We start from the raw sequence: 25,043 nt of genomic DNA, 5'->3' as shown, positions 1-25,043 counted from the left end.
CGCCACAGCCCTGCCATCCACTCGAATCTGCACCGTGGGTTCCAGGGCGAAAACAGCGTGTTGGGGGCTACCGGTAATTTTGGTAGACCTTGCCAAGCACCTGCAGTTGCGGCTGCCAATCGGTGAGCCAGGCCTTAATTTCTCCGGGTATTCGGGCTGGCTTGGGCCAGGGTACCGGGTAAGCCTCTGGTTGGAACAGCGGTGCAAAAAGCGCCGCGGCTGCCAGATCTGCGCGGGAGAACGAGTCACCCGCCAGAAAGGGCTGCTGGCTGTAGGCTTCGGCCAGCTCGGTAAGCAGGCTTTCCAGCACGTCTCTGGATTCTCCGGCGGTTTTTTCGTTGATCTTCATCCACTTCCGCATAACCTCGTTTACCCGGCTAAATGCGAGGCTGAGCAGTATTCGATTGTAAAAGGGCGTGCCGGCAGCCAGTAAGGGCACTACGACTTTCGGGCGTTGCAGGAAATGATGATACGAATAACAGCGGACAGCGGGCCCGGCTTCTTCATCCATACGTTTTTCCCATGCCAGTGCCTGGGCTCTTGCTGGTTCCTCTATCGGAGTGAGCGGCTTGTCGGGGAAGGTTCTGTCAAGGTAGTCCAGAATATTGGACGACCCCTGAATAATCTCACCATCATGCTCTAGCACTGGTACAGACGCGCCCCCGCCTTTGGTGAGCTTTTGCATGGTTTTTATGTGCTGCCCCGGCAGCAGGTTCGTGGTTTCGTAGCTGAGGTTCTTGTAGTCCAGCGCCCAGCGGACTTTCTCGCAGTAGTGGGATATGGCGAACTGGTAAAGCCTGAGAGCCATGCTGTGCCTCCTTATTGATAGCCTTCAGCATAACCCTGAGCTAAGTGGATAAAAAGCAGCATGGCCGTATGAGTTGCGTGATTTTAATATCGGTGCGGCACCAACCATTGGTTTTAATTGAGGCTTGTCTATAAGATTCCGACATACATTCACGTGATTACCTTGGGGTGAGTCCATGTCTTTTCAGCGGATCCTGATAACGTCTGTTGTCGTCACTGGCGGGCTATTTCTCTCTGCTTGCGCTACCGGGCCAGATACCCCGGTGGTTTCAGAAAGCTACCAGTGTGGTCAGCTGGATGTCGTTACCACTACTCTGGGAGAGGGCGACCAACTTGCTGTTGATTACCTGGGCAACCGTCTCTTGCTGAATCAGACTGTGAGCGCCTCCGGTGCGCGTTATCAGGCGCAGGATGACGATGAGACCTATTTCTGGAGCAAGGGCGAGCGGGCGTTGTTCAATGTAAAAGGGCAGAGCTATCCTGAGTGTTTGCAGGCCGGAGCCTTGGAACTGCCGTTTGAGGCAACCGGTAATGAACCCTTTTGGCATGTGCGTGTAGCACATCAGCAGTTGGTGTTGAACCGTCTCGATGATACTTCCGAGCCTGAGGTGATTGCAGTCGAAACCACTGCCGCTAACCATCATGGCAGGGAATTCCGCGGTGAGCTGGATGGCCAGGAGTTGACGCTCAAAGTGGCTCGTCAGTTATGTGAAGATACTATGTCGGGCTCCCAGTTTCCGGCACAGGTTCGCCTTGAGTTGAACGGCGAAGTTTACGAGGGTTGTGGTGGCGATCCGCAACGCCTGTTTCGGGGCGTGGAATGGATTGTGGAAGATCTGGCAGGCGCTGGCATTATTGACAGCTCCCGTATGACCGTCGAATTCCTTGATGAGAACCGTCTCGCAGGCCGGGCTTCCTGTAATCGCTACGGGGGGCAATATAAGCTTACCGCTGAGGGCGTCAGCTTCAGTTCTTTGTTTTCAACGAGAATGGCTTGTGCGCCGGCTTTGATGAATCAGGAGCAGCGTTTTCTGGAGCTGATGGCAGATGTGAAACAGGCATCAATCGGCCAGCATGGTGAACTGGTGCTGACAACGTCCGGTGGCGAAAAAATCAAGGCGTTTCAGTCAACGGAAAACAAGGGCAATCCGTAGCTGGCCATAATGTCACCAAGCTGCCCTGATTTTCGCATTGCTCTGGTGCCATCCGATAGCACCCTGGCCAGCTCGGCAGCGTCCGGGTTGGCTGGGGAAAACGCGATAAAGACAGGAGCCTGGTATACCTCGCCGGCATCGCGTGGCGGCGGCAGGTCGCTTTGGGCTTGTAATGCCCAGCTCATGACAAGCTCATCCTCCAGATAAATATCTGCCCGGTGTTGATCAAGCAGGCTGATGGCGCGGTTGAGCGGCGCTGGGCCGGACAATATCCAGACGCGATTCTGGTCGTTCAGGTTACGCGCGATGTAAGCATCGAGTTCCGGGGAGTAGAAGTAGCCATTAATCGCAAGCAGCGTTTGGCCTTGCAGGGAGGCTATGCCCGTGTACGCCCACCGGCTCGCAGCATTGGTATAAAAATGTGTTCGAGATAGGCCGATCGGCTCCTGGGGGAAAACAAAGTCAGGAGCATCTCCTGTAAACGCCACGGCCACTGCATCTATGTGGCCTTCTCTGGCCAGTTGAATGGCCCGGGCCCAGCTTACATTGAGGTATTTGATTGTGTATCCGGCTAAAGCGAAGACCTCCCTCGCCACGTCTATGGAATAGCCTTCGCGGGCAGATTCAGCAAGGCAGTTATAGGGGCACCAGGAGTCACCGGCAATAACAATGGTAAACTTGTCCCGACTTGCGGCCTGGGCATTATCCGATAGACCAGTTACTTGTGCAGGATTCTCGGCAGGCTGCTCCGTTGGTGGTGAGCAACCGGCGAGGCCAAGGAACAATGCAATCAGGATCGTTCGGAGCATGGTTGAAGCCGCATGAATGAAGCTGTATTAGTCTTGCCAGGGTGCTACAAAGGCGAGCGTGCACTGAGATATTAGCTCACGCTCGGATCTTTGTATTGGCTGTGCCTCATTAATTCTTGCTGGCATTGCTCGCGGTGGAAGCGTTTGTTGGAACCAGCGCGCGAGTCAGCTCTTTCATACTGAGGCTGCCTACAGCCTCGCCGTTGCGAACCACCCTGAATGTGAGGTTCGTATCGCCACCTGAGCGGGAGAGCACTGCTTCCAGATTGTCTTTCTCGGAAACGTCCCCTGCGTAGTCGGTATCCTCATCAAGGTTGCGGCTCATGACAGAACGAACCCGAAGCACTCGTGCGCGATTTATATCGTTTATGAATGCAACGATATAGGGGTCATTTGGATGGAGCAGAATGTCCTGCGGGTCCCCCTGCTGAACCACTTCGCCATCTTTGAGAATCACCAAGTGATCTGACAGCTTCAGTGCTTCGTCCAGATCGTGCGTGATGAACACAATGGTTTTTTGCAATTCATCCTGCAGTTCCAGCAACAAATCCTGCATGTCGGACCGGATCAGCGGGTCCAGCGCAGAGAAGGCTTCATCCATCAGCATGATAGGGGAGTTAGATACCAGCGCACGCGCGATACCGACCCTCTGTTGCATGCCACCGGATAACTGATGCGGGTACTGGTTTTCATTGCCCTCAAGCCCCACCCGAGCAAGCCATTTTACCGCTTCCTTCTCAAAGTCCGCGACGGTGGAGCCGCGGATATTGAGAGCCATGCCGGCGTTCTCGAGCACGGTTTTGTGCGGCAGCAACGCGAATTTCTGGAACACCATCGACATTTGTTCGCGTCGCAGCTGGCGCAGTTCCTCTTCATTCAGCTCCAGAACATCTTTGCCATTGAGCCGGATTTCTCCAGCGGTTGGCTCAATCAGGCGGTTGAGATGCCGAATCAGTGTTGATTTTCCAGAGCCCGAAAGCCCCATGATGACAGTGATCTTGCCATCGAGGATATCCACGTTGATATCTCTCAGCCCCAGAACATGGTTTTGCTGGTCCAGAAGATCAGCCTTGTTCATGCCCCGTTTTACATACTCGAGGGCCACATCTGGCGTTGGCCCGAAAATTTTGTAAAGGTTTTTGATCGAAATCTTAATATCGTTCGCCACGTTCTGTCCTCACTGCTTTTGGGAGGCATTGATGCGTGCCAGAGAAGCCTTGGTTACGCGGTCAAGAATGACGGCCAGAATCACAATGCCGAGGCCGGAAACCAGGCCGACACCAAGCTCCAGATTGCGGATCCCGCGAAGTACCAGAACACCCAGCCCTGGGGCCGAAACCAGGGATGCGATTACGACCATGGCAAGGCTCATCATAATGGTCTGGTTTACACCGGCCATAATGTTAGGCAGCGCAAGCGGGATCTGAACCTTGAACAGTTTTTGCCTTGGCGTCATGCCGAAGGCGTCTGCCGCTTCAATGACATCCTTATCGACCAGCCGGATGCCAAGGTTGGTCAGTCGCACCACGGGTACTATGGCATAGAGAATGATGGCGATGCCGTAGAGCTTGGACTCGGTTACGCTGAACAGGAATATCAGCGGAATCAGGTACACAAATGGCGGTAAGGTCTGCAGCATGTCGAGCACCGGAATCATTATCCGTTGCAAGGTGTTACTCCGGGCCATGGCGATACCTATAGGTACTCCAAGCAGGACACAAAGAAAGGCGCAGACAAAAATGATGGCGAGAGTCTGCATGGCGTATTCGTAGTAATCAATAAATGCCAACAGACCAATGCTGACGCCCACGAACAGCACCAGCTTCCAGGATTTGGTGACCACAAAAACAATCGCTAGCATGAGCGGGATGACAATCCACCAAGGCGTGTTCAACATGCCGTAGAGGGCGCTATCCAGAAACCAGCTCAGCGGCTGGGTCAGTGGGTCAAGCACCAGGCTGAGATTGTCTTTTATTGCAAGAAAACCCTGTTCCAGACCTTTGGTGAGTTCCCGCGATTGCGGGAAGGCGGCGCAGGATTCATTGAGCGTGTCCATGGACGGGAAAGGAAGGTCCCACAGAGATTCCGGCTCTGCATCGCTGCCCTTGGTTTTAGCGAGCAGGTCAGCCATCGACATCGGGCCGTCTGATTTACCTTCCGCGCACCATTCTTTTAACCCCAGTGCCGAAAAAAGGGAATCGTAGGTTGCCATTAGTGTTCAGCCTCTTGTGCGCATGGGTGGCCATGCGCCATCGAAATCAGTTGCTATTACTATCGGGCGTGCCCGGGGCAGATCATTGTTGATGCTGCCCCGGGCCAGGGAGGGTCGATCAGTTTTCAAGAAGAGCTGCGAGCTTCTTCCTGGCGTCTTCGTTTAGCCAGTCGGACCATTCATCCCGGTTATTGCTCAGGAAATAGACGGCAGCTTCTTCGGCGGATGCATTGTTGGAGTCCATCCATGCCAGAAGTGAGCTCATGGTGTCCGTCTTGAAGGTCATGTTGCTGAGCATCTCGGTGACTTCCGGTTCACGCTCCTTGAAGTCGGTGGTAACAGAGGTAAGAACAGTCGCTGCGGGGAATTCGGATACACCCGGGTTGTCCGCGTTAGCAGTCTGATTCTTCTGGTGAACCTCTTGCTTGTACTCGCCCAGCTCCACTCGTGTCATATCGTATTTGCCCAGAGGCACGGTCGGACCCCAGTAGTAGCCAAACCAGGGCTCTTCATCCTGGACGGCGGACGCCATTGAAGAAGCGAGAGTCTCACCAGAGCCATGGTTAAAGACCTTGATGCCGGACTCTTCCAGGTCCAGAGCGCGAACCAGGTTGTCGTTGACAACTCTGCAGCCCCATCCGTCAGGGCAGTTGTTGAAACGCGCGCCCACCAACTCGGGGTTAGCCATCACGCCTTCGATAGTTTTTAGTTCAGGGTGTTTTTCTGCCAGATAGGTGGGAATCCACCAGCCTTCAACACCGCCGGGATCCAGCACTTTGGCTAGCCGTTCAATCTTGCCTTCTTCTTCAAGGCGCAGGTAGGCCTCGCCAGCTGAGTTCAGCCACAATTCGGTGACAATGTCCGGCTCGCCGTTTTCCGCAACAGACGTTACAGCAGGCACTGTGTCTGAGGGTATAACCGACACATCGCAGCCATAACCCTGTTCCATAATAAATTTGGCTACGTTGGTGACCACTGTATTGGAGGCCCAGTTCATTTCTGTGATGGATACTTCACCACAGGTGTTGGCCTGTGCCATGGCGGGCACTGATAGCGCACATAGCAGTGCGGCTGACGTAAGCTTTCGCATAGTCACTTCTCCGTTCGAGGGTTGGTGAATTCTGGTATCAGTGGTTTTGCTGGTTTTTGTAATACTGATATGAGGTAACCGGAAAAGGCTCTCTGGTTTGCAGTGTTCTGGTAGTACTGTAAATAGGGCAAAACGGCTTATCTCGGTTAACGCTTAACTTTTAGCATAAGGATCCTGAGCTGAGTTACAAGGTTTTAACGAAAATGGGCCGTTTTTGCAGACGTATCGAGATAGCTTTTGAGGCTTCTGCCCAGTTGCTTGACGCAACCCTTTTTTCGGGCCAGTCTCTTTGGGTTGTTACCTTGAGCCATCCTGAATTATCTGGAACGGAGCTGATAAAAATGAAGATTTTCGAAACAAAAACCGCACCGAATCCTCGACGCGTACGCATGTTCATGGCAGAGAAAGGCTTGCTTGAGAAGGCCGAATTCATAGAAATTGACCTGCAGAAAGGTGAGAACCTTACGCCGGAGTACAAAGCACGTAACCCGATGAAAAAAGTACCGGTTATGGAGCTGGATGACGGAACCTGTATCTCAGAGACCATGGCCATCTGCCGCTACTTCGAAGAAAACTACCCCGAAGCCCCCACACTTCTGGGAGATACTCCGGTAGAGAAAGCTTTGATCGAGCAATGGGTCAGGTGGGTCGAGTTCTACTTCTTTATGCCGACAGGCATGTGCTTTCAGCATACCAGCGGTTATTTCAAAGATCGGATGAATCCCATCAAAGAGTGGGGCGAGGATTGCGGAAAGAGCGTCACCAAATTCATGGCGTTTCTCGATAATCACCTTGCCGATCGGGACTACATTTGTTGCGATCGCTTTACTGCTGCTGACATCAATGCATTTACAACGGTTGCGTTCGCACGGGTAGTAAGTATTCGCATCCACCCTGAACATACGAACCTTCAGGCATGGTATGACCGCATCAAGGCGCGGCCATCGGCGCAGGTCTGATCATAAAGATGGATTGGTATCCCGGTCACTGGATTGATGCGCTATATGCCCTGGTGAGCTGGTAAAGCATGCTCGGAGAGTGGTGGCGCGATAGCCTCTGTTCGGTTACGGCCACCGTCTTTTGCCTTATAGAGAGCCTCGTCAGCCCGTTTGATGGCGTTTTCAATGTCGTTTCGCCCCCGGCAACTAGTGACTCCAAGGCTGATGGTCTGGGGTATCAGGTGTTCGCCGGCATGCATGGGCTCTTCGGCGATAGCGACGCGGAGTTTTTCAGCCAGATGTATGGCGCCTTCCAAGTCGGTTTCCGGCAACAGAATCAGAACTTCCTCGCCACCCCATCGGCATAGAACGTCCTGAGCTCGCATATGGCCGTTCAGCTTTCGTGCAGTTTCTTTCAGCACGGCATCGCCAATATCGTGCCCGTAACGATCATTCACTCGTTTGAATCGGTCGAGATCCCCAAGAATCAGGCTGTGTGTAGTGCCGTAGCGTTGCGCGCGGGAATGCTCTTGTTCCAGCAAGGTATGCATGGCCCTGCGATTCAGAAGCCCGGTCAGTTGGTCGGTGGTTGCCTGCTCCCGGAGCTGCTGGCGGGCCAGAAACTCACCCTCCCGAAGTTGCCTCAATGCCTCGCTTGTCACCATGCCAATGATCATCATGACCAGGGGGTCAAACAAGAAGGGCAGCAGTTCTGAAAGTGCCAGGCCCTGCGTCCGGGCCACCAGCGCAAAGACTGTCATGGGCAGTGCGAACATTAGCCACCACTCTCTTGAGCCTCGTACCGAAAGAATGGCTACCCCGAAAAAGCTTATAACCATGCCGTTGGTTATCTGATAGGTATCGGCTGTTCGTCCGTTATAGTGAATCAGAAACAGTCCAAGTATCATGACCATTACTGAAACCCCCATGCCTCTGAGTAGGTGGCGGTTCTGGCACAAGGGTTTGCTGGCGTAGTGGGAGAGCAAAGTTAATGAAGCGGCCAGCAGAACTGGTATCCGGAGACAAAACTCCGTTAACCAGAGGTCCGGGTGGTGCGCAAGACGCAGTTCATGTGAGAACTGATAGAAGATCACGGTGACCAGAAGTACCCAGGCCGCAATAACGGCGACTTGTCCCTCTACAGTCCGTATGTATTCCTCATAGGCGGGCAGCCATTTGGGTGGTACCTTTTTGTTTGGCGGTTTGAGGCCTGAAAATCTCAACATGCTCTTGATCCGGCTGCCAGTAGTTATAATCATCAGTCAATATGACCCCAGACACAATAACCCTTGAAGGTAATTGTGTCGCAAAAGGAGACAGTATGAAGTGTGCATCTGTGAAATGTGCTCTGGATGCGATCGACAGTGCAAATCGCGCAGATCCCAATATGGCGATTATGGCCGATGAGCACTTGCCCAGAGAGTACGTTTATAGCCTGCACATGACACGATGGTTGTATGAGCTGGAGCCTGCGCCTTCGGAGCGGATGCAGATCGCCTGTCGTGCACAGCATCTCGAGCGCTGGAAAATGCCCCGCAGCGATTACCCGGAAGGCAGGAAGTCCTATTATGAATGGCGTCAGGCCTGTGGGCGAATGCATGGCCGCAGGGCGGCCGAAATTATGGCGGACTGCGGATATCCAGAAAGTGAATGCAAGCGGGTAGAGGTGATTCTGACCAAGCGAGAGCTGCGCAAAGACGCGGACACCCAGCTGCTCGAAGATGTTGCCTGCATGGTGTTCCTGGAAAAATACTTTGCACAGTTCTATGCCGATAACGCGGAGTACGAGCGGGAGAAGTGGCTGAGGATCGTGCGTCGCACCTGGGGTAAAATGTCGCCCCGCGCCCATGAGCAGGCGCTGGCGTTGTCGTCAAAGCTGCCAGAGCATTTGCAGCTGTTGATGCAAGAGGCTCTGACGGATCCCGCCTGACCTGCGCAGGCCTCGGCTTTATGTCTGATTTTGCCCAGGGTTAAGTTAGCTGGGGAAAAAGAGTTCCTGCAACTTCTCTCCGGGATTTGCTGCGCGCATAAAGGATTCGCCCACCAGAAAACCATAGATGCCCCGGCCTGTCATGGCTTCCACGTCGGCACGGCTCATGATGCCGCTTTCGGTAATCGCCATGCGCTCTGGACCTATGCGTTGGTGCAAGTTAAAAGTGGTGTCCAGAGAAACGTCGAAGCTGTGCAGGTCGCGGTTATTGATGCCCACCAAGGGTGTGCTCAGCGTTAATGCTTCGTCCATTTCTTCGCTATTGTGCACTTCTACCAGTACGTCCATACCTGTTTCGTGTGCTATGCCTTCCAGTTCCTGCATTTGGTCTTTGGTAAGGCAGGCGGCAATCAGGAGTATGCAGTCGGCGCCGATAGTGCGCGCTTCATAGACCTGATAGGGCGCTACCATAAAGTCCTTGCGGATAACCGGCAGGCTGCAGGCATTGCGTGCAGCAATCAGGTAGTCCTCATGGCCCTGGAAGAAATCGTGGTCAGTAAGCACTGATAAGCAAGCGGCACCGCCCTCCTCGTAGCTTTCTGCGATTTTGGCGGGCTCAAAGGGGTCGCGGAGTATGCCTTTACTGGGTGAGGCTTTTTTAATTTCGGCAATGACTGCTGGAGTGCCCACTTCGATGCGCTGACGCAGAGCATTGGTAAAGCCGCGGGTGCCGGGCTGGTCGCCGGATTTGGCTTTGAGATCTTCCAGGCTTGTTGTGCGTTTCCGGGCGCCTATTTCTTCCCACTTTCTTTCTACGATCTTGCGCAGAATGGTGGGGGTTTTGTCGTTTTGCATAGCCATTTTCAGTCTGATTCCGTGCTTGAGCCTGCCGGTAGTCGCCTCTCAAAACACGCCCGTTAATACGTCCTTGTAGGGCTTGGCTGCAGCCATCCTTGGCTGCAGACAGTTTTGAGAGGCGACTACCGGCAGGCTCTCATGTTTGGGTGCTGGCTTTATCTGCTCAGAAGCAGTGTGAAAAATCTGCCAATTCCGCCAGTTTGCCCGCGGCAAGACCGGATCCCATGGCGTCCAGGGCCATTTCCACGCCTGCTTTAGCTGTTGGCGCCAGGCCGGATACGTAAATAGCTGCGCCTGCGTTGAGAGCGATCAGGTCCCGGGCTTTTTCCGCCATGTCATCGTGGCCGCGGCCGAAGGCGGCTTTGATCAGATTCAGGGAGTCTTCGGCATTGTTTACAGACAAGCCTACAAGGCTCTGGCTTTTAATACCCAGGTCTTCCGGGGTGATGTCATATTCGGTGATCTCGCCATTTTTAAGTTCAGCTACATGAGTGGCGCTGGCGAGGCTGATTTCGTCGAGACCATCGTTGGATGCTACTACCATGATGTGTTCAGAGCCGAGTTTTTGCAGCACTTCTGCCATAGGGCGGCAGAGGGCTTTACTGAATACACCCAGAAGTTGGCGTTTAACGCCCGCAGGATTGGTCATGGGGCCGAGAATGTTGAAAAGGGTGCGGCAACCCATTTCCTTGCGTGGGCCTACGGCGTGCTTCATGGCGCCGTGATGGGCCGGGGCAAACATGAAGCCGACTCCAATCTGCTCTACGCAGCGGGCGACCTGTTCCGGCGTCAGGTTGAGGTTGATGCCGGCCTGTTCAATCAGGTCGGCGCTGCCGCTTTTGGAGGAAACCGCACGGTTACCATGCTTGGCCACAAAGCCGCCAGCCGCTGCAACCACAAAAGCCGAGGCTGAAGAAACGTTGAACAGGTTGGAGCCATCGCCACCAGTGCCTACGATATCAACCAATGGTTCGGCTTTAATGGTTACGCCGGAAACCAGTTCGCGCATGACCTCCACGGCACCGGTGATTTCGTCAACGGTTTCGCTTTTGATGCGCAGGCCCATGAGCAGGGCACCGATCTGAGCGTCGGTCGCCTCGCCGTTCATGACAATGCGCATCACACTTTTCATTTCTTCCCGGGACATGTCCAGGTTTTCGGCCACCCGGTTAAGTGCGTCTTTCATGTTCATTGGTCTTGCCTTTTTATTGGGTTCGCAGGAAGTTGCGCAGCAGTTCGTGACCCTGTTCGCTCATGATCGATTCCGGGTGGAACTGTACCCCTTCGATGGCCAGGGTCTTGTGGCGCACGCCCATGATTTCTTCCACGCTGCCGTCGCTGTTGCGAGTCCAGGCGGTCATTTCCAGGCATTCCGGCAAGCTGGCTTGTTCAATTACCAGGCTATGGTATCGGGTGGCCTGCAAGGGATTGCTGAGGCCGCGGAACACCCCCGTGTCGTTGTGGAAAACGGGAGACACTTTGCCATGCATGACGCGCCCGGCACGTATGATATTACCGCCGAAAACCTGGCCAATGGCCTGGTGGCCAAGGCAGATGCCCAGGATGGGGATCTTGCCTGCAAAGTGCCGGATGACTTCTGTGGAAACTCCGGCCTCCTTCGGTGTGCAGGGCCCGGGTGAAATCACGAGCCGCTCCGGGTTCAGGGCTTCGATCTGTTCCACAGTGATTTCGTCGTTGCGGTGCACCTGAACGTCGGCGCCCAGTTCCGCGAGATACTGCACCACGTTGTAGGTGAAGGAATCGTAGTTGTCGATCATTAATAGCATGATGTTTCCCTCGCCTCAGTGGTCAAAATCGTTATAGGTCATGGCCACTGCTCGGAAGATAGCGCGGCCCTTGTTCATGGTTTCCTTCCACTCAAGTCGAGGCACCGAGTCGGCGACGATACCCGCACCAGCCTGTATGTGCAGCGTTTTGTCTTTGATAACGGCGGTCCGAATGGCGATAGCTGTGTCCATGTTGCCATTGAACGAGAGGTAACCAACCGCACCACCATAAACGCCACGTTTTACCGGTTCCAGTTCGTCAATGATTTCCATGGCCCGGGTTTTCGGAGCGCCACTGAGGGTGCCGGCCGGCAGGGTGGCTTTCAGTACGTCGAGACAGCTGGTGCCGTCTTTCACCCGGCCGGTTACGTTAGACACTATGTGCATTACGTGGGAGTATCGCTCGACGGCCATTTTTTCGGTCAGCCGCACGGTGCCGGTTTCGGATACGCGGCCTGCGTCGTTGCGGCCCAGGTCAATAAGCATAAGGTGCTCGGCGATCTCTTTCGGATCGGCCAGCAGCTCGGCTTCCAGTGCTCGGTCTTCTGCCTCGGTAGCGCCGCGCTTGCGGGTTCCGGCGATAGGGCGGACGGTAACTTCGCGGTCTTCCATGCGCGCCAGAATTTCCGGCGACGAGCCAACGATGTGGAAATCGTCCAGGTCCAGGTAATACATGTAGGGAGACGGGTTGAGTACTCGGAGCGAGCGGTACAGGTTCAGCGGTGGGGCTTCGAAGGGGATCGACATACGCTGGGAGATGACGGTTTGCATCACGTCACCGTCCAACACGTAGTCTTTGATTTTATCGACAGCAGCCTCGAATTTTTCCTGGCTGAAGCCCGACACAAATTCGCTTTCATCTACCGTTTTGCCGCGCAGGTGCGCCGGGGTTTGCGGAGCGTTGGCGGTTTGCCGGTGCAGTTGTTGTTCGAGCTCGTCGAGTCTTCGCTGGGCCTGTTCGTAACCCCCCTCGTCGGTGGGGTCGACGTGTACTATCAGGTGCAGTTTGCCGCGCAAGTTGTCGAACACAACCAGTTCATTGGATACCATCAATAATATGTCGGGCGTGCCAATGCGATCAGGAGGGCAGGTGGCTGCAAGGCGTTTTTCGATGTAGCGCACTGTGTCGTAGCCGAAATAACCCACCAGGCCGCCATTGAAGCGCGGGAGCTCCTCGAGGTCTGGGGCGTTAAAGCGTTCCTGGTAGCCTGCAACAAAGGCCAGCGGGTCGTCCACTTCCGCGGTTTCCACAAGTTCCCCGTGCTGGCGGATCTCTACGCGATGGTCGTAGACTTTCAGCACTTCCTGACTGGGCAGGCCAATAATGGAATACCGGCCCCATTTTTCACCGCCTTGTACCGACTCAAACAGATACGAGTATGGTCCACTGGCCAGTTTGAGGTAGGTGCTCAAAGGGGTGTCCATGTCCGCTAGAACTTCACGGTACACGGGGATTCGGTTGAAGCCAGCCTGTGCCAGCTTGCGGAATTGTTCGAAGGTCATGGTCGGGTTTCCTGAAATCTGATCTGCGTTACGGCCGGCCCATGTTAATGCTGGCGGGCTTTGTCGGGTGGTGGCATCAAGCGGGCAAGCGCTCACTTTCTACCGGGCTGAGTATTTTCAGCCGGTACGCCATCGCCACCATCGCGTTGCGCGGGTTATGAGGATGCCTCGCGCTCTAGTCAGATTCAGTCCCTGCACGGCAGGAATCTCCCGAAGTTAAAAGATTGAAAGTCCAAGGCCTGAGAGGTTACAAAAGCTCGCTCAGGGAATCAACCACAGCGTCTGCACCCAGTGTCTGCACTGAGCGCCCAAAGTTGTAGCCATAAGTCACTGCTACACAGGGAATGCCTGCGGACTGAGCAGCACTGACGTCTGCTGCCGAGTCACCGATCATCACAGTAGTGCCTCGGCTACCCTGAAGCGCCTCCATGGCATGCAGCAGTGGTGCGGGATCCGGCTTTTTCGTACTCAGCGTATCGCCCCCGACCACCAGCTGAAAATAGTGTTCCAACCCCAGCTGTTTCAGCAGGGGACCAACAAACTGTTCCGGCTTGTTGGTCACAACGGCCATTCGACAGCCTCGCGCGCGGAGTGTCTCAAGGCAAGTTTCAACCCCTGGGTAGACCGCGGCACGCTGGCCGTTGAGTTGACGGTAGTTGTTGAAAAACAATTCCAGAGCATCATTAAATAGAGCGTCGTCTGCCGCATTCGCTGGCTCCCAGTCGACTCTGCCCGCGAGTGCGCGCCGCAGTAGAATCGGGGAGCCGTGGCCAACCCATTGGCGCACCTGTTCAATGCCGGCCGGTTTGCGCCCCAACTGTTCAAGGGTGCGATCAACCGCAGCGGCAAGATCTGGGGCACTGTCCACCAAGGTGCCATCAAGGTCAAACAAGGCAACCCCTGGCCAGCGATCGTTGAACAGGCCGGCCAGACTCACTGGTCCGAAACCTTGTGGCCCAATGCGGTGCGGGCCTGTTCCAGTTCCAGGCGCATGGCTTCAATGGTGGCTTTGTAATCGCTTGTATTAAAAATGGCTGAACCGGCAACAAAGGTGTCCGCGCCGGCTTCGGCAATTTGACGGATGTTGTCGGTTTTTACACCCCCATCGATTTCCAGCCGGATGTTGTAGTTGCTGGCGTCGATGCGGCTGCGGGCTTCCCTTAGCTTATCGAGGGTGCCGGGGATGAATTTCTGGCCGCCGAAACCGGGGTTAACCGACATCATCAGAACCATGTCGAGCTTGTCCATTACATGGTCCATGTGGTGCAGGGGGGTGGCCGGGTTGAACACCAGGCCTGCCTTGCAGCCGCCCTCGCGAATCAGCTGTAGGGAGCGGTCGATGTGCTGGGAGGCCTCAGGGTGGAAGGTGATGTAGCTGGCACCGGCGTCAATGAACATGCGAATCAGGTCATCCACCGGGGATACCATCAGGTGTACGTCTATGGGCGCGGTAACGCCATGCTTGCGCAGCGCTTCACACACCATCGGTCCGATGGTCAGGTTAGGGACATAATGGTTGTCCATAACGTCAAAATGCACCACGTCTGCACCGGCGGCCAGAACGTTATCGACTTCTTCGCCCAGGCGAGCAAAGTCAGCAGACAGAATAGATGGGGCAATCAGGTAAGGATTCATCACGGTTCTCGCAAACAATTGGCAGCCATTGATAATAGTGACAGTCTAACAGCTCGAGAGTGCTTTTTCGTAGCCAGAGGAGCAGGAACTGTGCGCCGATTGAGAACAATAGCCCAAAGTCGTGGCCGCAAGAACCTAAGTAATTACCTGTTGGCCCTGACTCTGATATGTGGCGGAATGCCTGCCTTTGCAGAGGAAACGGCGGCTCCCGAGGCGCCAGATCAGGCCGAATCCGGGGAAGTGCGTGGAATCGTCTCCTCCGGGCCGGGTGAACGGGGTTTGAGCCTGAGGTTCCCGGATTCCGCACTCTGGCTCGATCGCGAGGACGGGGGCCGCACACTGGCGCTTTTCTGGCCAGAAACGGAAACCCCCGCAAAGGGGGCACTGATTATTCTGGCCGATGAAGGCGAAAACGCAGAGTCGGGGCTGACGGGGGCTCTGGCCCGTGAGCTGACGCACCGAAAGTTTGCAGTACTTGCTCTGGGGCTGGAACCACCGCGGGGAGTGCTGGAGCGCATCCTGGAACGTCAGCGCCTGGCGCCTTTGGCAGAACCTGAAGACCCGAACCCGGGTGCCTCAAGTCCGACTACGATCGATGTATTGGCGCCGGAAGCCGTAGATGAATTGGAGGCCGACTACCGGGCGCGCATTATTCAGGAGCTTGTGGCCGGAGCTGCAGAGCTCAGAAAGCGTGAATACGAGCTCATGGCTGTGATCGGGATAGGTCGGGGTAGCAATCATGCTGTGTCTTTTGCGGTGGATCAGGAGCCCCCTTCAGCTCTGATCTGGGTCGGCCCGAAGTTTTATCCTCGCGATGGCAGTCAGTTGGCTGAAACGCTGGCGACAGCTTCTTTGCCGCGCATTCTGGAGCTCTCCTCAAGCGATGAAGGCGAGCAGCGCAAAGCTGATCTGGCGCGAGCAGGGGTGGAGAGCTTCAGCCTCCAGTCTGTGGGGTCGAGGGCTTCTTTTCTGCCGCGAAACGGAAAGGCTCTTGCTGGCAGGATATCTGCCTGGCTCAAAGCGGACTCGCGACAATAACGGCTAGTGATGTCGCCGGATAAGTTCCCAGGCTTGCTGGTAACGCAGAAGACGGTCCTTTGCCAGAGCGCGTTCGGCTGGGGTGAGCTCTTGCTGCGCCAGCTTGTCGGGGTGGCACTCGGAAACCTTTTTGCGGTAGGCGCGCTTGATTGTTGCGACTGGATCCCGCCTTGTCACGCCCAGCAGAGCGCATGCCTGCTCGAGAGTTACCGGCTTTGACACTGCCTCACTGAGGTCGCCCCACGCCTGGGTGGCGTAGCTGTCAAAGATGTCTTCGCTGATGGAGACCGGCATGCCGATCTGGTCGATGGTGTCTTCACAGCGATAGCGTCGGGGTTTGAGGGGGCGGCCCTTGAGCTGCGCCGCGTGGCAGAGGCAGATGGCCATTTTCAGGGCCGGAGCAGGCCAGATGCGGTGGCTTAGTCTTAATGTGAGTCCGCTGAATGGCGGCAGTGTTTCGGATGCTTTGCCTTCCTGGAAACTGTGAATGGCTTTTCGTCTTTGCCGTTTTGAGAGCCTCAGCGCCGCCATAAGGTTTTCTGCAAAGCGGATATCCTGCTCCGAAACCCGCCCATCTGCCCTGGCGATGTAACCAAGAAAGAAAAACAGCGGTCGACGACACCAGCGTGGCAGGCTGGTTTCGCCGATCAGTTTATGTGCCTGATGCCTGGAAGCAGAGAGTTTATGCAGAAGGCCGGAAAATGCAGCTTCCATTCGTGGCGGCAGAGCTGGTTGTGCAGAACGAGTCGCCATTATTCTAGGACTCCCGAGTCGCCAGGTACTGGTCTAACGCCCGCAAGCGTTCCGGGGTTCCCACGTCAATCCAGACACCCGGGTGATGCAGTCCTGCTACCCTGCCTTTACCCATGGCTCTGCGCAGCACGGGCCCGAGCTTGTCGGCCTGGTCAGTCAGCCCGTCAAACAGCCTGCGGTGCAGAAGGCTGATGCCGGTAAAGGTTAGGCTTTCACCGTCCTTTCCGGCGCACTCCTCAGAAAGCATGCCGTTGTCGTTAAGGCAAAAGTCGCCATGGCGATGGTGCGGGGGGTTATCTGCCAGCACCAGAACCGCATCGATGGCAGACAAGTCTGCAGCTGGGATCGACTGAAGACGGGTGAGATCGAAATCGGACCAGATGTCGCCGTTTATAACCATAAACCACTCGTCGCCACTGGCGGTGAGCAGGGGCAGTGCCCGGACAATGCCGCCCGCTGTCTCCAGTGGCTCACCTTCACGTGAGTAGTGCAGTGATAGCCCGAATCGCTCGCCGTTGCCCAGTGTGAACTCGATCTGCTCCCCAAGCCACGCATGGTTGATGACAACATCCTGGAAGTCGGCGCGGTGGAGGTGCTCCAGGTGGTGTTCAATAAGTGGTTTACCACCAGCACTCAACAAGGGCTTGGGGGTTGTCAGGGTCAGTGGCCGCATACGCTCCCCTTTACCTGCGGCAAGAATCATCGCCTTCACTGTGCCAGATGCTCCTGATTCGGAATTGGGCCTATCAACGCTTCAATTCGCGGCACAGCCAAGGCTTTGAGCCAGTCATGGAAATGCATCAAGGCTGGCAGCCTTTTGCTGGCAGTAAGCAGGTAACCCACTGTACGGGGAATGTCCGCAAGGTAGCCCGATTTGCCATCGCGCATGGCAAGCCTGGCAAAAATACCTGCGGCTTTCAGGTGACGTTGCATGCCCATGAGTTCAAACCACTGGCGGAAAGTGTCGCTGTCGGCATGGTGCAACCCTGCTGCCAGAGCTTGTACGCGGAAGGTTTCCAGCCACGCGCTAATCCTCTCTTCTGGCCATTGAATATAACAATCCTTAAGCAATGAAACTGCATCGTAGGTAACAGGGCCTGTTACCGCATCCTGAAAATCGATAACGCCAGGGCGAGAGCTTTTTTGCCGCACCAGCAGGTTTCGGGAGTGGTAATCCCGATGCACGGTTACTTTGGGCTGAGCCAGCGCGCTCTCCCGGAGGAGCGCGAAGGTGGTATCAAGCATGGACTTCTCGATGTTATCGAGTTTCAGTTCCAGATAGCCTTCCAGCAGCCAGTCCCTGAATAGTGCCATTTCACGGTTCAGCAAAGCCGTGTCATAGGCTGGCAAAGAATAGTCAGGCGGTGCCGGCAACTGCTGGATAAGCACGAGTTCTTCCAGTGCACTCTGGTAAAGCGCGTTGGCAGTGTCCGGGTTGAGCTGTCCCAACATCAGCTGGTCGCCGAAATCTTCCAGTAACAGCAGGCCCCGTGCAGGATCTGCTTCGAAAATCTGCGGGACGGCAATGCCAGCCTGGTGCCAATGGCGGCCTATGCTGATAAAAGGCGCGCAGTCCTCTTGCTCCGGAGGTGAGTCCATAGCGATGAAAGAAGTGTTGCCACCATCGGCGCCTGTTTTGAAAATCCGGAAGTAGCGCCGGAAACTGGCGTCGCCGGAAACGGGCAAAACGTCGGTGTCCTCAAAGCCGGGAAACTGTCTGACCCAGCTGGTCAGCATTTGCAGGCGGTTATCCATAGCTAGGGCGATCATCCTGAGGTCATGAGTACATTGAGGAAAACATGAATGAGCCTTGGCGTTGTCCATAATTGGAGTTTATTCCAGAGGCTCCTCGGGATGGAGTATAAAGAGGGTAAAACGGTTTTGCAGCGGAGTTTCGTGTATCGGGCCCCGTTTTCGTTAACAAGCCTCAGGGGCACGTGTAAACTAGGCCGCTGTCATTTGTGTATTCGTGCCCCGTTGCGCTATCCACAGTTTTCCATGCACCCGGAACAGGAACCTTGCTACCGTGCCATTGTCCGACAGTTATCTGCAGGCGCAGAAGGGCATATCTCAGCGTCGGATTGCACGCCTGATTGCCGGTTTTGCACTGATGTCGGCGACCGGCCTTTCCTATGGCGAGGAAGCACCATCGGCTGCCGAACTGGATTGGCGGCCTAAAAGCCAGCTCCCGGAGTCTGTCAGGAACTCACTGCCGGTATTTTGCTCTGGAGGCTATTTGCCATCTGGCGGCGGAGAGGATGGTTCGGGTGTTTTCGGTGAAGGAATTGCTGGAGCTGACGAAGCAGTTCCCCTGCAGGTTAGTGGCCTGAATGCCCGTTATGAGATTGATCGGGAGCTATATCTTCAGGGCGACGTGCGTCTTCGTCAGGGTAACTTTCAGGTGACGGGTACAGAGGCCCGTTACAATCAGAGTCTCGGGCAGGTATCGATTCAGGGCCCTCTGGTCAGCCGTGGTCAGGGGTTTTTGCTAACCGGGGATCGCGCCGAATACAGCGTGGACTCAGGGCAATTCGATATCAATACCGCTACCTTCCTGTTGCATGGCCCGGAAATGCGAGGCAGGGCCGGAGCCCTCTCCCGCGTGGATGAGTCCAGGGTGGAAATACGTGATGGCATGCTCACCACCTGCGGGCCGCAGCAAAATGACTGGGCTATTGTTGCGTCTGATATCGAACTGGACCAGGCCGGTGGTTTCGGAACTGCCAAGCATGTTCGCTTCGAGATTCTGGATGTGCCGGTGTTTTACTGGCCTTACGCCAGCTTTCCCATTGATGATCGCCGCAAGAGCGGCTTTCTGTATCCGGAGTTTGGTTCTTCCAGTGCTGGCAGTGGGGCGTTTCTCGCGACCCCCTATTACCTGAATCTGGCGCCCCATTACGATGCCACGATCACACCACAGTACATTCATGGTCGCGGCCTGTTTAATGAGGTTGAAGGCCGTTATCTCAGTAGCGTCGGACAGACAACGCTTCAGGTGGGTTATATAGATAACGACTCTGCCTATGCAGATGAGAACCCCGGTGAATCCGGTCAGCGCTGGGCGCTGGATGCCTCCACCCGCGCGACCTTCGGCAGTGGCTGGAACGGCTATGGTGATTATTCCGTAGTCAGTGACAACGACTATCTCAGTGACCTGAATCGCAGCCTGGAAATCAGTCAGACTAGCCACCTGCAACGCCGTGGCGGGGTGCGTTACCAAACAGCTAACCAGTATTTCGATGCTTACCTCAATGATTACCAAACGATCAGCGACAGCATTGCTGATGAAGACAAGCCTTACGCACAATTACCGCAAATCGTTTATGCAGGAACAGCTGAGGCTGGCTGGCTGGAGGCAGGCCTGGAAAGCGAGTATGCCTGGTTCTACCGCGAAAATGACTCCTTGACCGGTCTTGATAAAGCCAATGGCCAGCGCTTCCGTGCACGCCCCGAGCTGGCACTGCCGATGCGCGCGCTCTGGGGCTTCAGCCGTCCGTCGTTAAGCCTGGATTACACGCGTTACGATTTGGAGGACTACAGTGCCGGGGACGGAGAGTTTGATCGTACGGTTCCTGTCGTAGAATGGGATAATGGCTTGTATTTCGATCGCCGCTCGAGTCTGTTCGATGTGCCCTACAACCAGACACTGGAACCCCGGCTTTATTACGCCTGGGCAGATGCGGATGCAGACCAGAACGATATTCCGGCCTTTGATACTGCCTTCGAGAGTTTCAGTTTTGACCAATTGTTTCAGCCCGACCGTTTTGTAGGGGGCGACCGGGTCGGTAATACCAACCAGTTGACGGTGGCCCTGACCAGTCGGTTCAATGATCTGGTTACGGGGGCCGAGAGAGCACGCTTCAGTGTTGGCCAGGTTCAGTATTTTGAAGATCGCGAGGTGACGCTGTTTGGTGAAGGCGCAAGTAATCTCAGCAGATCACCCTTGGCGGGTGAGGTTGTGCTTAACCCGCTACAGAATCTTCAAATCCGCTCTACCGGGCTCTGGGATCCGGAGACAGGGGATACGGAAGAGGGTCGGAGCCAGTTGATCTTCCACTCGCAGGACTACAGGTATCTGGCGAGTGTTGGCCATACTTATAGCCGGGATGAGTTGGAACAGTCGGATATTGCGGCGGTTATCCCGGCAACGGACCGTGTTAGTCTGATCGGCCGCTGGGTATATGATTCGGATCTGGACCGCACGGTTGGCTCCCTTGCCGGTATTGAATACAACAATTGCTGCTGGAGTGTTCAGGTGGTTCACCAGAATTACTTCACCGATGATCAGGAACTGGAAAGCCGCATATTGTTCCAGATTCAGCTAAAAGGCCTGGGTGGCAGCGGAGGTTCTTCGACATCGATCTCCGAGGCCATTTACGGTTTCGATGAACGTGAGCAACGCCGGTTTGGAACACCCTGACGGGGGTTCCCGATTGGCTCTCTTGATTGTACCCCTGACGACAAAGGCGCCTTCCGGTACCCTGTTTGCAGGCTAATATCTTCATTAAGAGGTGATTATGAAGGCGACGCTTCGCCAAGGTTTACAGACACTGTTGATGTTATTGGCAGTGGTGCTTTCTTTTTCGGCCCAGGCTGAGCGCAAACTGCTCGACCAGGTGGTTGCCATTGTTGATGACGATGTGATCCTTCAGACCGAACTGGAAGCAAGAATCAACACCATTGTTGGACGACTCAGTGCCCAGGGCACGGGCCTGCCGCCACGCCGGCTCCTTGAAGAGCGTGTCCTGGAACAGTTGATCACCGAATCCGTTCAATTGCAGATGGCCGAAAAAATGGGGATGCGTATCAGCGATAATGAGCTGAACGAGACCCTGGTCAACATTGCCGAGCGCAATGACATGACACTGTCTGAATTTGAAGAACAGCTGGTTGTTGAGGGCGTAAGCTATCGCCAGGCCAGGGAGCAGATTCGCCAGGAGATGATCACCGGCCGGGTTCAGCAGCGCCAGGTGGGCGGCCGGGTCCGTGTGACGGATAGCGAAGTTGAGAACTATCTGCAGGCGCTGGAGTCTGGCGGCGGGAATGGTGCGGAATACCGGTTAGCCTATATTTTTATCGAGCCGGATAATCCCGCCGATGATGCGTCTGTGGACGCGACGCGCGAAAAAACAGAAGAGCTTCGCGCTGCCATTCTGAACGGCCGCGACTTTCGTGAGGTAGCCGTGGCGGAATCAGATGCCAGCAACGCACTTGAAGGGGGCGACATGGGTTGGCGCAGCGAGCGGCAGTTGCCATCCTTGGTTGCGCCGGTCGTGCCGGAGCTTGAAGTTGGCACACCTTCGGAGGTCCTTGAGAACAACAGCGGCTTCCATATGGTTATGGTGATGGACAAGCGCGGCGGTGCTCGGAAGGAGGTCATTCAGCAGAACCGTGTGCGCCATATTCTGATCCGGCCTTCTGAAGCCGTGACTGATACTGAAGCAGAAGCCACCATCCGGGAGATCTCTGACCAGATTCGGGGCGGGGCCGATTTCGCTGTCCTGGCTCGTGAATATTCTGATGACCCTGTGTCCGGTTCCGACGGCGGTAATCTTGGCTGGGTAAGCCCCGGGCAGATGGTGCCCGCGTTTGAACAGGCCATGCAAGAGGCCGAAGTCGGCGAAACCAAAGGGCCATTCCGGTCCCAGTTTGGTTGGCATATTCTTGAGGTTGAAGAGCGCCGGCAGAAAGATATAAGCAGCGATGTCGAAAAAGCCGAGGCCCGGCAGGCAATATATGGTCGCAAGTTCGAGACCGAACTGCAGAACTGGCTCCGGGAAATTCGTGATGAAGCTTTTGTTGAGTTCAAAGGTGAATATGCAACAGATGCCGCTGAAGATGAATCCGGTAGTGCGCAGGAAACTGCAGAATAATGAGTGACGGTGTTGTCCTGGCGCTAACCGCTGGCGAGCCTGCGGGCATAGGCCCCGAGCTCTGCCTGCAGCTCGCCATGGGTAAGCGTAATGTTGGTGTAGTGGTGATTGCGAGCCAGCAATTGCTGGAGGCAAGGGCCAGCTTGCTGGGCCTTGAGGTTAGGTTGCACCCCTGGACACCGGGCACTGAGCCAAGAAAGGATGCAGGTGAGCTTTCGGTATTACACGTTGAAGGTTGCGCTTCTCATCAAGCGGGAGAGCTTGATACTGCCAACAGCCGATATGTGCTGGAAACCCTGAAAGTTGCTGCAAGAGGTTGTCTTGACGGTGATTTTGACGGCATGGTTACGGCGCCGGTACACAAGGGCATCATCAATGATGCTGGTATCGAGTTCAGCGGCCATACCGAGTTTCTTCAGGAACTCTGCGGTGTGGAACGCGTGGTTATGATGCTGGCCACAGAAGAGTTACGGGTAGCTCTGGTCACCACCCATTTGCCCCTGAAAGACGTGCCCGCCGCTATTACACCCGAACGGCTGAGCCAGGTGGCTAGCATCCTGCATGCCGACCTGAAAACCTTTTTTGGCATTGAACAGCCAAGAATTCTTGTGGCTGGCCTGAACCCCCACGCAGGGGAAGGCGGCCATCTCGGCCGTGAAGAAATTGAGGTGATTGAGCCGACGCTTGATAAGCTTCGTGATAAAGGATTACAGCTGACCGGCCCCTTGCCGGCAGATACGCTGTTTACACCCCATTGGTTGAACGATGCCGATGCCGCCCTGGCCATGTATCATGATCAGGGCTTGCCGGTTCTCAAGTTTCAGGGCTTTGGTCGCGCGGTCAACATTACGCTTGGTTTGCCCATTGTGCGTACCTCCGTGGATCACGGCACAGCTCTGGACCTCGCTGGCACGGGTAAAGCCGATCCCGGTAGCCTGCAAACCGCCATTCGAGTGGGCGAGCAAATGGCTCGCTCCCTCAAATCCGCTAAAAAGAGAGAAACCTGAGTGAGTAAAAAAGCCGGCCATCAAGCCAGGAAGCGGTTTGGCCAGAATTTCCTGCAGGATCCAGGCGTTATCGAACGTATCATTCGGGCCATTCACCCGAAGCCGGACGATGCGATTGTAGAAATCGGCCCTGGCCTGGGAGCCATAACCGAGGAGATTCTGGCGGTCAATCCGAAGCTCCAGGTAGTGGAGTTGGACCGCGACCTCATCCCGGTGCTGCGCACCAAGTTTTTCAATTATCCCGAATTTCATATTCATGAAGCGGACGCGCTTAAGTTTGATTTCAGCCAGCTCATGGATGGAAAGCCTTTGCGCATTATCGGGAACCTGCCTTACAACATTTCTACACCGTTGATTTTTCATCTGTTGTCTCAGACCGGCGTTGTGCAGGACATGCACTTCATGCTGCAGAAAGAAGTTGTACAGCGGATGGCGGCAGTATCCGGGGACAATAATTACGGCCGGCTGGGCATCATGACCCAGTACTTCTGCAAGGTTCAGCCCTTATTTGAAGTTGGCCCCGGTGCGTTCCGGCCGGCTCCGAAAGTAGATTCCGCCATTGTGCGTCTCGTTCCTCATAAAGAGCTTCCGTATCCAGCGAAGGATCTTGGCACCTTGCAAGCGGTGGTAAGAACCGCGTTTAACGCTCGGCGCAAAACCCTGCGCAAGGCGCTGGCCGGTATGATCTCTGTGGAACAGCTGCAGGCCCTCGGAATCAACGACGGCCTGCGCCCTGAAAACCTTAGTCTGGCGGACTTCGTAAGCATCGCGGACTTGCTCGTAGGCGAGAAGGGCGCCGATATAGCCGATGAGGCCAGTCATGACTGACTATGCGATTGGCGATATTCAGGGTTGTTATGATCGCTTGAGGGATGTTCTGGCGAAGGTGGACTTTTCGCCTTCCCGTGATCGACTCTGGGTTGCGGGTGATCTGATTAACCGGGGTCCGGCGTCCCTGAAAACCTTGCGATATATTGAAAGCCTGGGTGATTCGGCTGTGGTGGTTCTGGGCAACCACGATTTGCACCTTTTGGCAGTGGCTCTCGGTGGCCATGCGCCAAAACGCAAGGATACACTTGCAGAAATACTGAGTGCCCCTGATCGTGACAAACTGGTGAGTTGGCTGCGACAGCAGAACCTGTGTGTGTATGACTCTGAACGTAACATCATGATGGCCCATGCCGGGATGCCTCATATCTGGAGCGTTCAGCAGGCACTCGCCAATGCCCGGGAAGTGGAAGAGGTGATTCGCGGGGAAAACGCCTCGGAATACTTTGCGCTGATGTACGGGAACAAGCCTGAAGGCTGGAGCGACAATCTGACAGGTATGGACCGTTGGCGGGTCATCACCAACTACTTTACCCGGATGCGTTTTATTGCCAGCGATGGCAGGCTGGAACTCACAGCTAAAGAGTCGGCCGGTAATGCGCCAAAAGGTTTCGCCCCCTGGTTTGAGTTTCCTCGCACAGATGAGCTGCGTGTGGTCTTCGGGCATTGGGCAGCCATTGAGGGGAAGACCGGCTTCGACCGGTTTATTGGGCTGGATACCGGTTGTGTCTGGGGCGGAGCGCTTACGATGATGAACCTGGATACGGGAGAAAAAATTCATTGTGACTGCTGAATCCGTAAAGCCTCAGGTTCAGGTTTTT

Annotated in this window: 24 protein-coding genes; 9 read left to right on the top strand and 15 right to left on the bottom strand. The window is 55.3% G+C overall.

Annotated elements, in window-relative coordinates:
* Nucleotides 1-67: 67 nt before the first annotated feature.
* Nucleotides 68-808, bottom strand: a complete 741-nt coding sequence (locus Q4501_RS04570) for a glutathione S-transferase family protein (protein WP_303594597.1) — start codon at nt 806-808, stop codon at nt 68-70.
* Nucleotides 809-983: 175 nt separating this feature from the next.
* Here Q4501_RS04570 and Q4501_RS04565 point away from each other — a divergent pair, with 175 nt between their 5' ends.
* Nucleotides 984-1,961 (top strand): META domain-containing protein, encoded by a 978-nt coding sequence (locus Q4501_RS04565; RefSeq protein WP_303594595.1) that lies wholly within the window; start codon nt 984-986, stop codon nt 1,959-1,961.
* Here the strand turns inward: Q4501_RS04565 and Q4501_RS04560 are convergent.
* The 4 genes from Q4501_RS04560 to Q4501_RS04545 all read right to left on the bottom strand — a co-directional run bounded on the left by Q4501_RS04560 (nt 1,931) and on the right by Q4501_RS04545 (nt 6,072).
* Nucleotides 1,931-2,770, bottom strand: a complete 840-nt coding sequence (locus tag Q4501_RS04560; RefSeq protein ID WP_303594593.1) for an ABC transporter substrate-binding protein — start codon at nt 2,768-2,770, stop codon at nt 1,931-1,933. The two genes, Q4501_RS04565 and Q4501_RS04560, sit on opposite strands and share 31 nt — an antisense overlap.
* 109 nt (nt 2,771-2,879) lie before the next feature.
* Nucleotides 2,880-3,938: an ATP-binding cassette domain-containing protein gene (locus tag Q4501_RS04555; RefSeq protein ID WP_303594591.1), complete on the bottom strand. Its 1,059-nt coding sequence runs from the start codon at nt 3,936-3,938 to the stop codon at nt 2,880-2,882.
* Nucleotides 3,939-3,947: 9 nt separating this feature from the next.
* Nucleotides 3,948-4,982: a proline/glycine betaine ABC transporter permease gene (locus tag Q4501_RS04550; protein WP_303594589.1), complete on the bottom strand. Its 1,035-nt coding sequence runs from the start codon at nt 4,980-4,982 to the stop codon at nt 3,948-3,950.
* 118 nt (nt 4,983-5,100) lie between these two features.
* Nucleotides 5,101-6,072 (bottom strand): ABC transporter substrate-binding protein, encoded by a 972-nt coding sequence (locus Q4501_RS04545; protein WP_303594587.1) that lies wholly within the window; start codon nt 6,070-6,072, stop codon nt 5,101-5,103.
* Nucleotides 6,073-6,413: 341 nt separating this feature from the next.
* Between Q4501_RS04545 and Q4501_RS04540 the strand changes: the two genes are divergently transcribed.
* Nucleotides 6,414-7,031, top strand: coding sequence for a glutathione S-transferase family protein (locus Q4501_RS04540; RefSeq protein ID WP_303594586.1), 618 nt, complete (start codon nt 6,414-6,416; stop codon nt 7,029-7,031).
* 41 nt (nt 7,032-7,072) lie between these two features.
* Here Q4501_RS04540 and Q4501_RS04535 read toward each other — a convergent pair whose 3' ends face one another.
* Nucleotides 7,073-8,236, bottom strand: a complete 1,164-nt coding sequence (locus Q4501_RS04535) for a GGDEF domain-containing protein (RefSeq protein ID WP_303594585.1) — start codon at nt 8,234-8,236, stop codon at nt 7,073-7,075.
* Between the two features lie 95 nt (nt 8,237-8,331).
* On the opposite strand from Q4501_RS04535, the gene Q4501_RS04530 reads away from it, so the two are divergent.
* Complete coding sequence (locus Q4501_RS04530; protein ID WP_303594584.1) at nt 8,332-8,940, top strand: DUF4202 domain-containing protein; 609 nt, start codon at nt 8,332-8,334, stop codon at nt 8,938-8,940.
* A 45-nt stretch (nt 8,941-8,985) separates the two neighbouring features.
* Here the strand turns inward: Q4501_RS04530 and trpC are convergent, their stop codons facing one another.
* From trpC to rpe, 6 genes are all read right to left on the bottom strand, one after another.
* The gene (gene trpC / locus Q4501_RS04525) at nt 8,986-9,801 is read right to left on the bottom strand and encodes an indole-3-glycerol phosphate synthase TrpC (protein WP_303594583.1); all 816 of its coding nucleotides are present in this window, start codon (nt 9,799-9,801) and stop codon (nt 8,986-8,988) included.
* Nucleotides 9,802-9,961: 160 nt separating this feature from the next.
* The gene (trpD, locus tag Q4501_RS04520) at nt 9,962-10,990 is read right to left on the bottom strand and encodes an anthranilate phosphoribosyltransferase (RefSeq protein WP_303594582.1); all 1,029 of its coding nucleotides are present in this window, start codon (nt 10,988-10,990) and stop codon (nt 9,962-9,964) included.
* A gap of 13 nt (nt 10,991-11,003) precedes the next feature.
* Complete coding sequence (locus Q4501_RS04515; RefSeq protein WP_303594581.1) at nt 11,004-11,585, bottom strand: aminodeoxychorismate/anthranilate synthase component II; 582 nt, start codon at nt 11,583-11,585, stop codon at nt 11,004-11,006.
* Nucleotides 11,586-11,600: 15 nt separating this feature from the next.
* On the bottom strand, nt 11,601-13,088 hold the full coding sequence (trpE, locus tag Q4501_RS04510) for an anthranilate synthase component I (protein WP_303594579.1): 1,488 nt from the start codon (nt 13,086-13,088) through the stop codon (nt 11,601-11,603).
* Nucleotides 13,089-13,335: 247 nt separating this feature from the next.
* A complete protein-coding gene (locus Q4501_RS04505; RefSeq protein WP_303594578.1) occupies nt 13,336-14,025 on the bottom strand; it encodes a phosphoglycolate phosphatase in 690 nt (229 codons plus the stop codon).
* A complete protein-coding gene (rpe, locus tag Q4501_RS04500) occupies nt 14,022-14,723 on the bottom strand; it encodes a ribulose-phosphate 3-epimerase (protein ID WP_303594576.1) in 702 nt (233 codons plus the stop codon). The genes Q4501_RS04505 and rpe overlap by 4 nt, the downstream gene beginning before the upstream one ends.
* Before the next feature lie 90 nt (nt 14,724-14,813).
* Between rpe and Q4501_RS04495 the strand changes: the two genes are divergently transcribed.
* The gene (locus tag Q4501_RS04495; protein WP_303594573.1) at nt 14,814-15,761 is read left to right on the top strand and encodes a DUF3530 family protein; all 948 of its coding nucleotides are present in this window, start codon (nt 14,814-14,816) and stop codon (nt 15,759-15,761) included.
* A gap of 3 nt (nt 15,762-15,764) precedes the next feature.
* Here the strand turns inward: Q4501_RS04495 and Q4501_RS04490 are convergent, their stop codons facing one another.
* Genes Q4501_RS04490 through Q4501_RS04480 form a run of 3 tightly spaced genes read right to left on the bottom strand, consistent with a single transcriptional unit; the run spans nt 15,765 to nt 18,269 of the window.
* Nucleotides 15,765-16,514, bottom strand: coding sequence for a molecular chaperone DjlA (locus Q4501_RS04490; RefSeq protein WP_303594571.1), 750 nt, complete (start codon nt 16,512-16,514; stop codon nt 15,765-15,767).
* Nucleotides 16,515-16,518: 4 nt separating this feature from the next.
* On the bottom strand, nt 16,519-17,226 hold the full coding sequence (gene murU, locus Q4501_RS04485) for an N-acetylmuramate alpha-1-phosphate uridylyltransferase MurU (protein WP_303594570.1): 708 nt from the start codon (nt 17,224-17,226) through the stop codon (nt 16,519-16,521).
* Nucleotides 17,223-18,269 (bottom strand): aminoglycoside phosphotransferase family protein, encoded by a 1,047-nt coding sequence (locus Q4501_RS04480; protein ID WP_303594569.1) that lies wholly within the window; start codon nt 18,267-18,269, stop codon nt 17,223-17,225. Before Q4501_RS04480 ends, murU begins: the two co-directional genes overlap by 4 nt.
* A gap of 355 nt (nt 18,270-18,624) precedes the next feature.
* Between Q4501_RS04480 and Q4501_RS04475 the strand changes: the two genes are divergently transcribed.
* From Q4501_RS04475 to Q4501_RS04455, 5 genes are all read left to right on the top strand, one after another.
* On the top strand, nt 18,625-20,934 hold the full coding sequence (locus tag Q4501_RS04475) for an LPS-assembly protein LptD (protein ID WP_303595459.1): 2,310 nt from the start codon (nt 18,625-18,627) through the stop codon (nt 20,932-20,934).
* 97 nt (nt 20,935-21,031) lie between these two features.
* Nucleotides 21,032-22,387, top strand: a complete 1,356-nt coding sequence (locus Q4501_RS04470) for a peptidylprolyl isomerase (RefSeq protein ID WP_303594567.1) — start codon at nt 21,032-21,034, stop codon at nt 22,385-22,387.
* Nucleotides 22,387-23,394, top strand: coding sequence for a 4-hydroxythreonine-4-phosphate dehydrogenase PdxA (gene pdxA / locus Q4501_RS04465; protein ID WP_303594565.1), 1,008 nt, complete (start codon nt 22,387-22,389; stop codon nt 23,392-23,394). The genes Q4501_RS04470 and pdxA overlap by 1 nt, the downstream gene beginning before the upstream one ends.
* Complete coding sequence (gene rsmA / locus Q4501_RS04460) at nt 23,395-24,222, top strand: 16S rRNA (adenine(1518)-N(6)/adenine(1519)-N(6))-dimethyltransferase RsmA (RefSeq protein ID WP_303594563.1); 828 nt, start codon at nt 23,395-23,397, stop codon at nt 24,220-24,222.
* A complete protein-coding gene (locus Q4501_RS04455) occupies nt 24,215-25,015 on the top strand; it encodes a symmetrical bis(5'-nucleosyl)-tetraphosphatase (protein ID WP_303594561.1) in 801 nt (266 codons plus the stop codon). Before rsmA ends, Q4501_RS04455 begins: the two co-directional genes overlap by 8 nt.
* Nucleotides 25,016-25,043: the final 28 nt, after the last annotated feature.

The organism is Marinobacter sp. 2_MG-2023, assembly GCF_030546935.1.
Lineage (GTDB): Bacteria > Pseudomonadota > Gammaproteobacteria > Pseudomonadales > Oleiphilaceae > Marinobacter.
The sequence above is the reverse complement of the archived record's forward strand: the minus strand, read 5'-3'. Positions and strand labels throughout refer to the sequence as shown.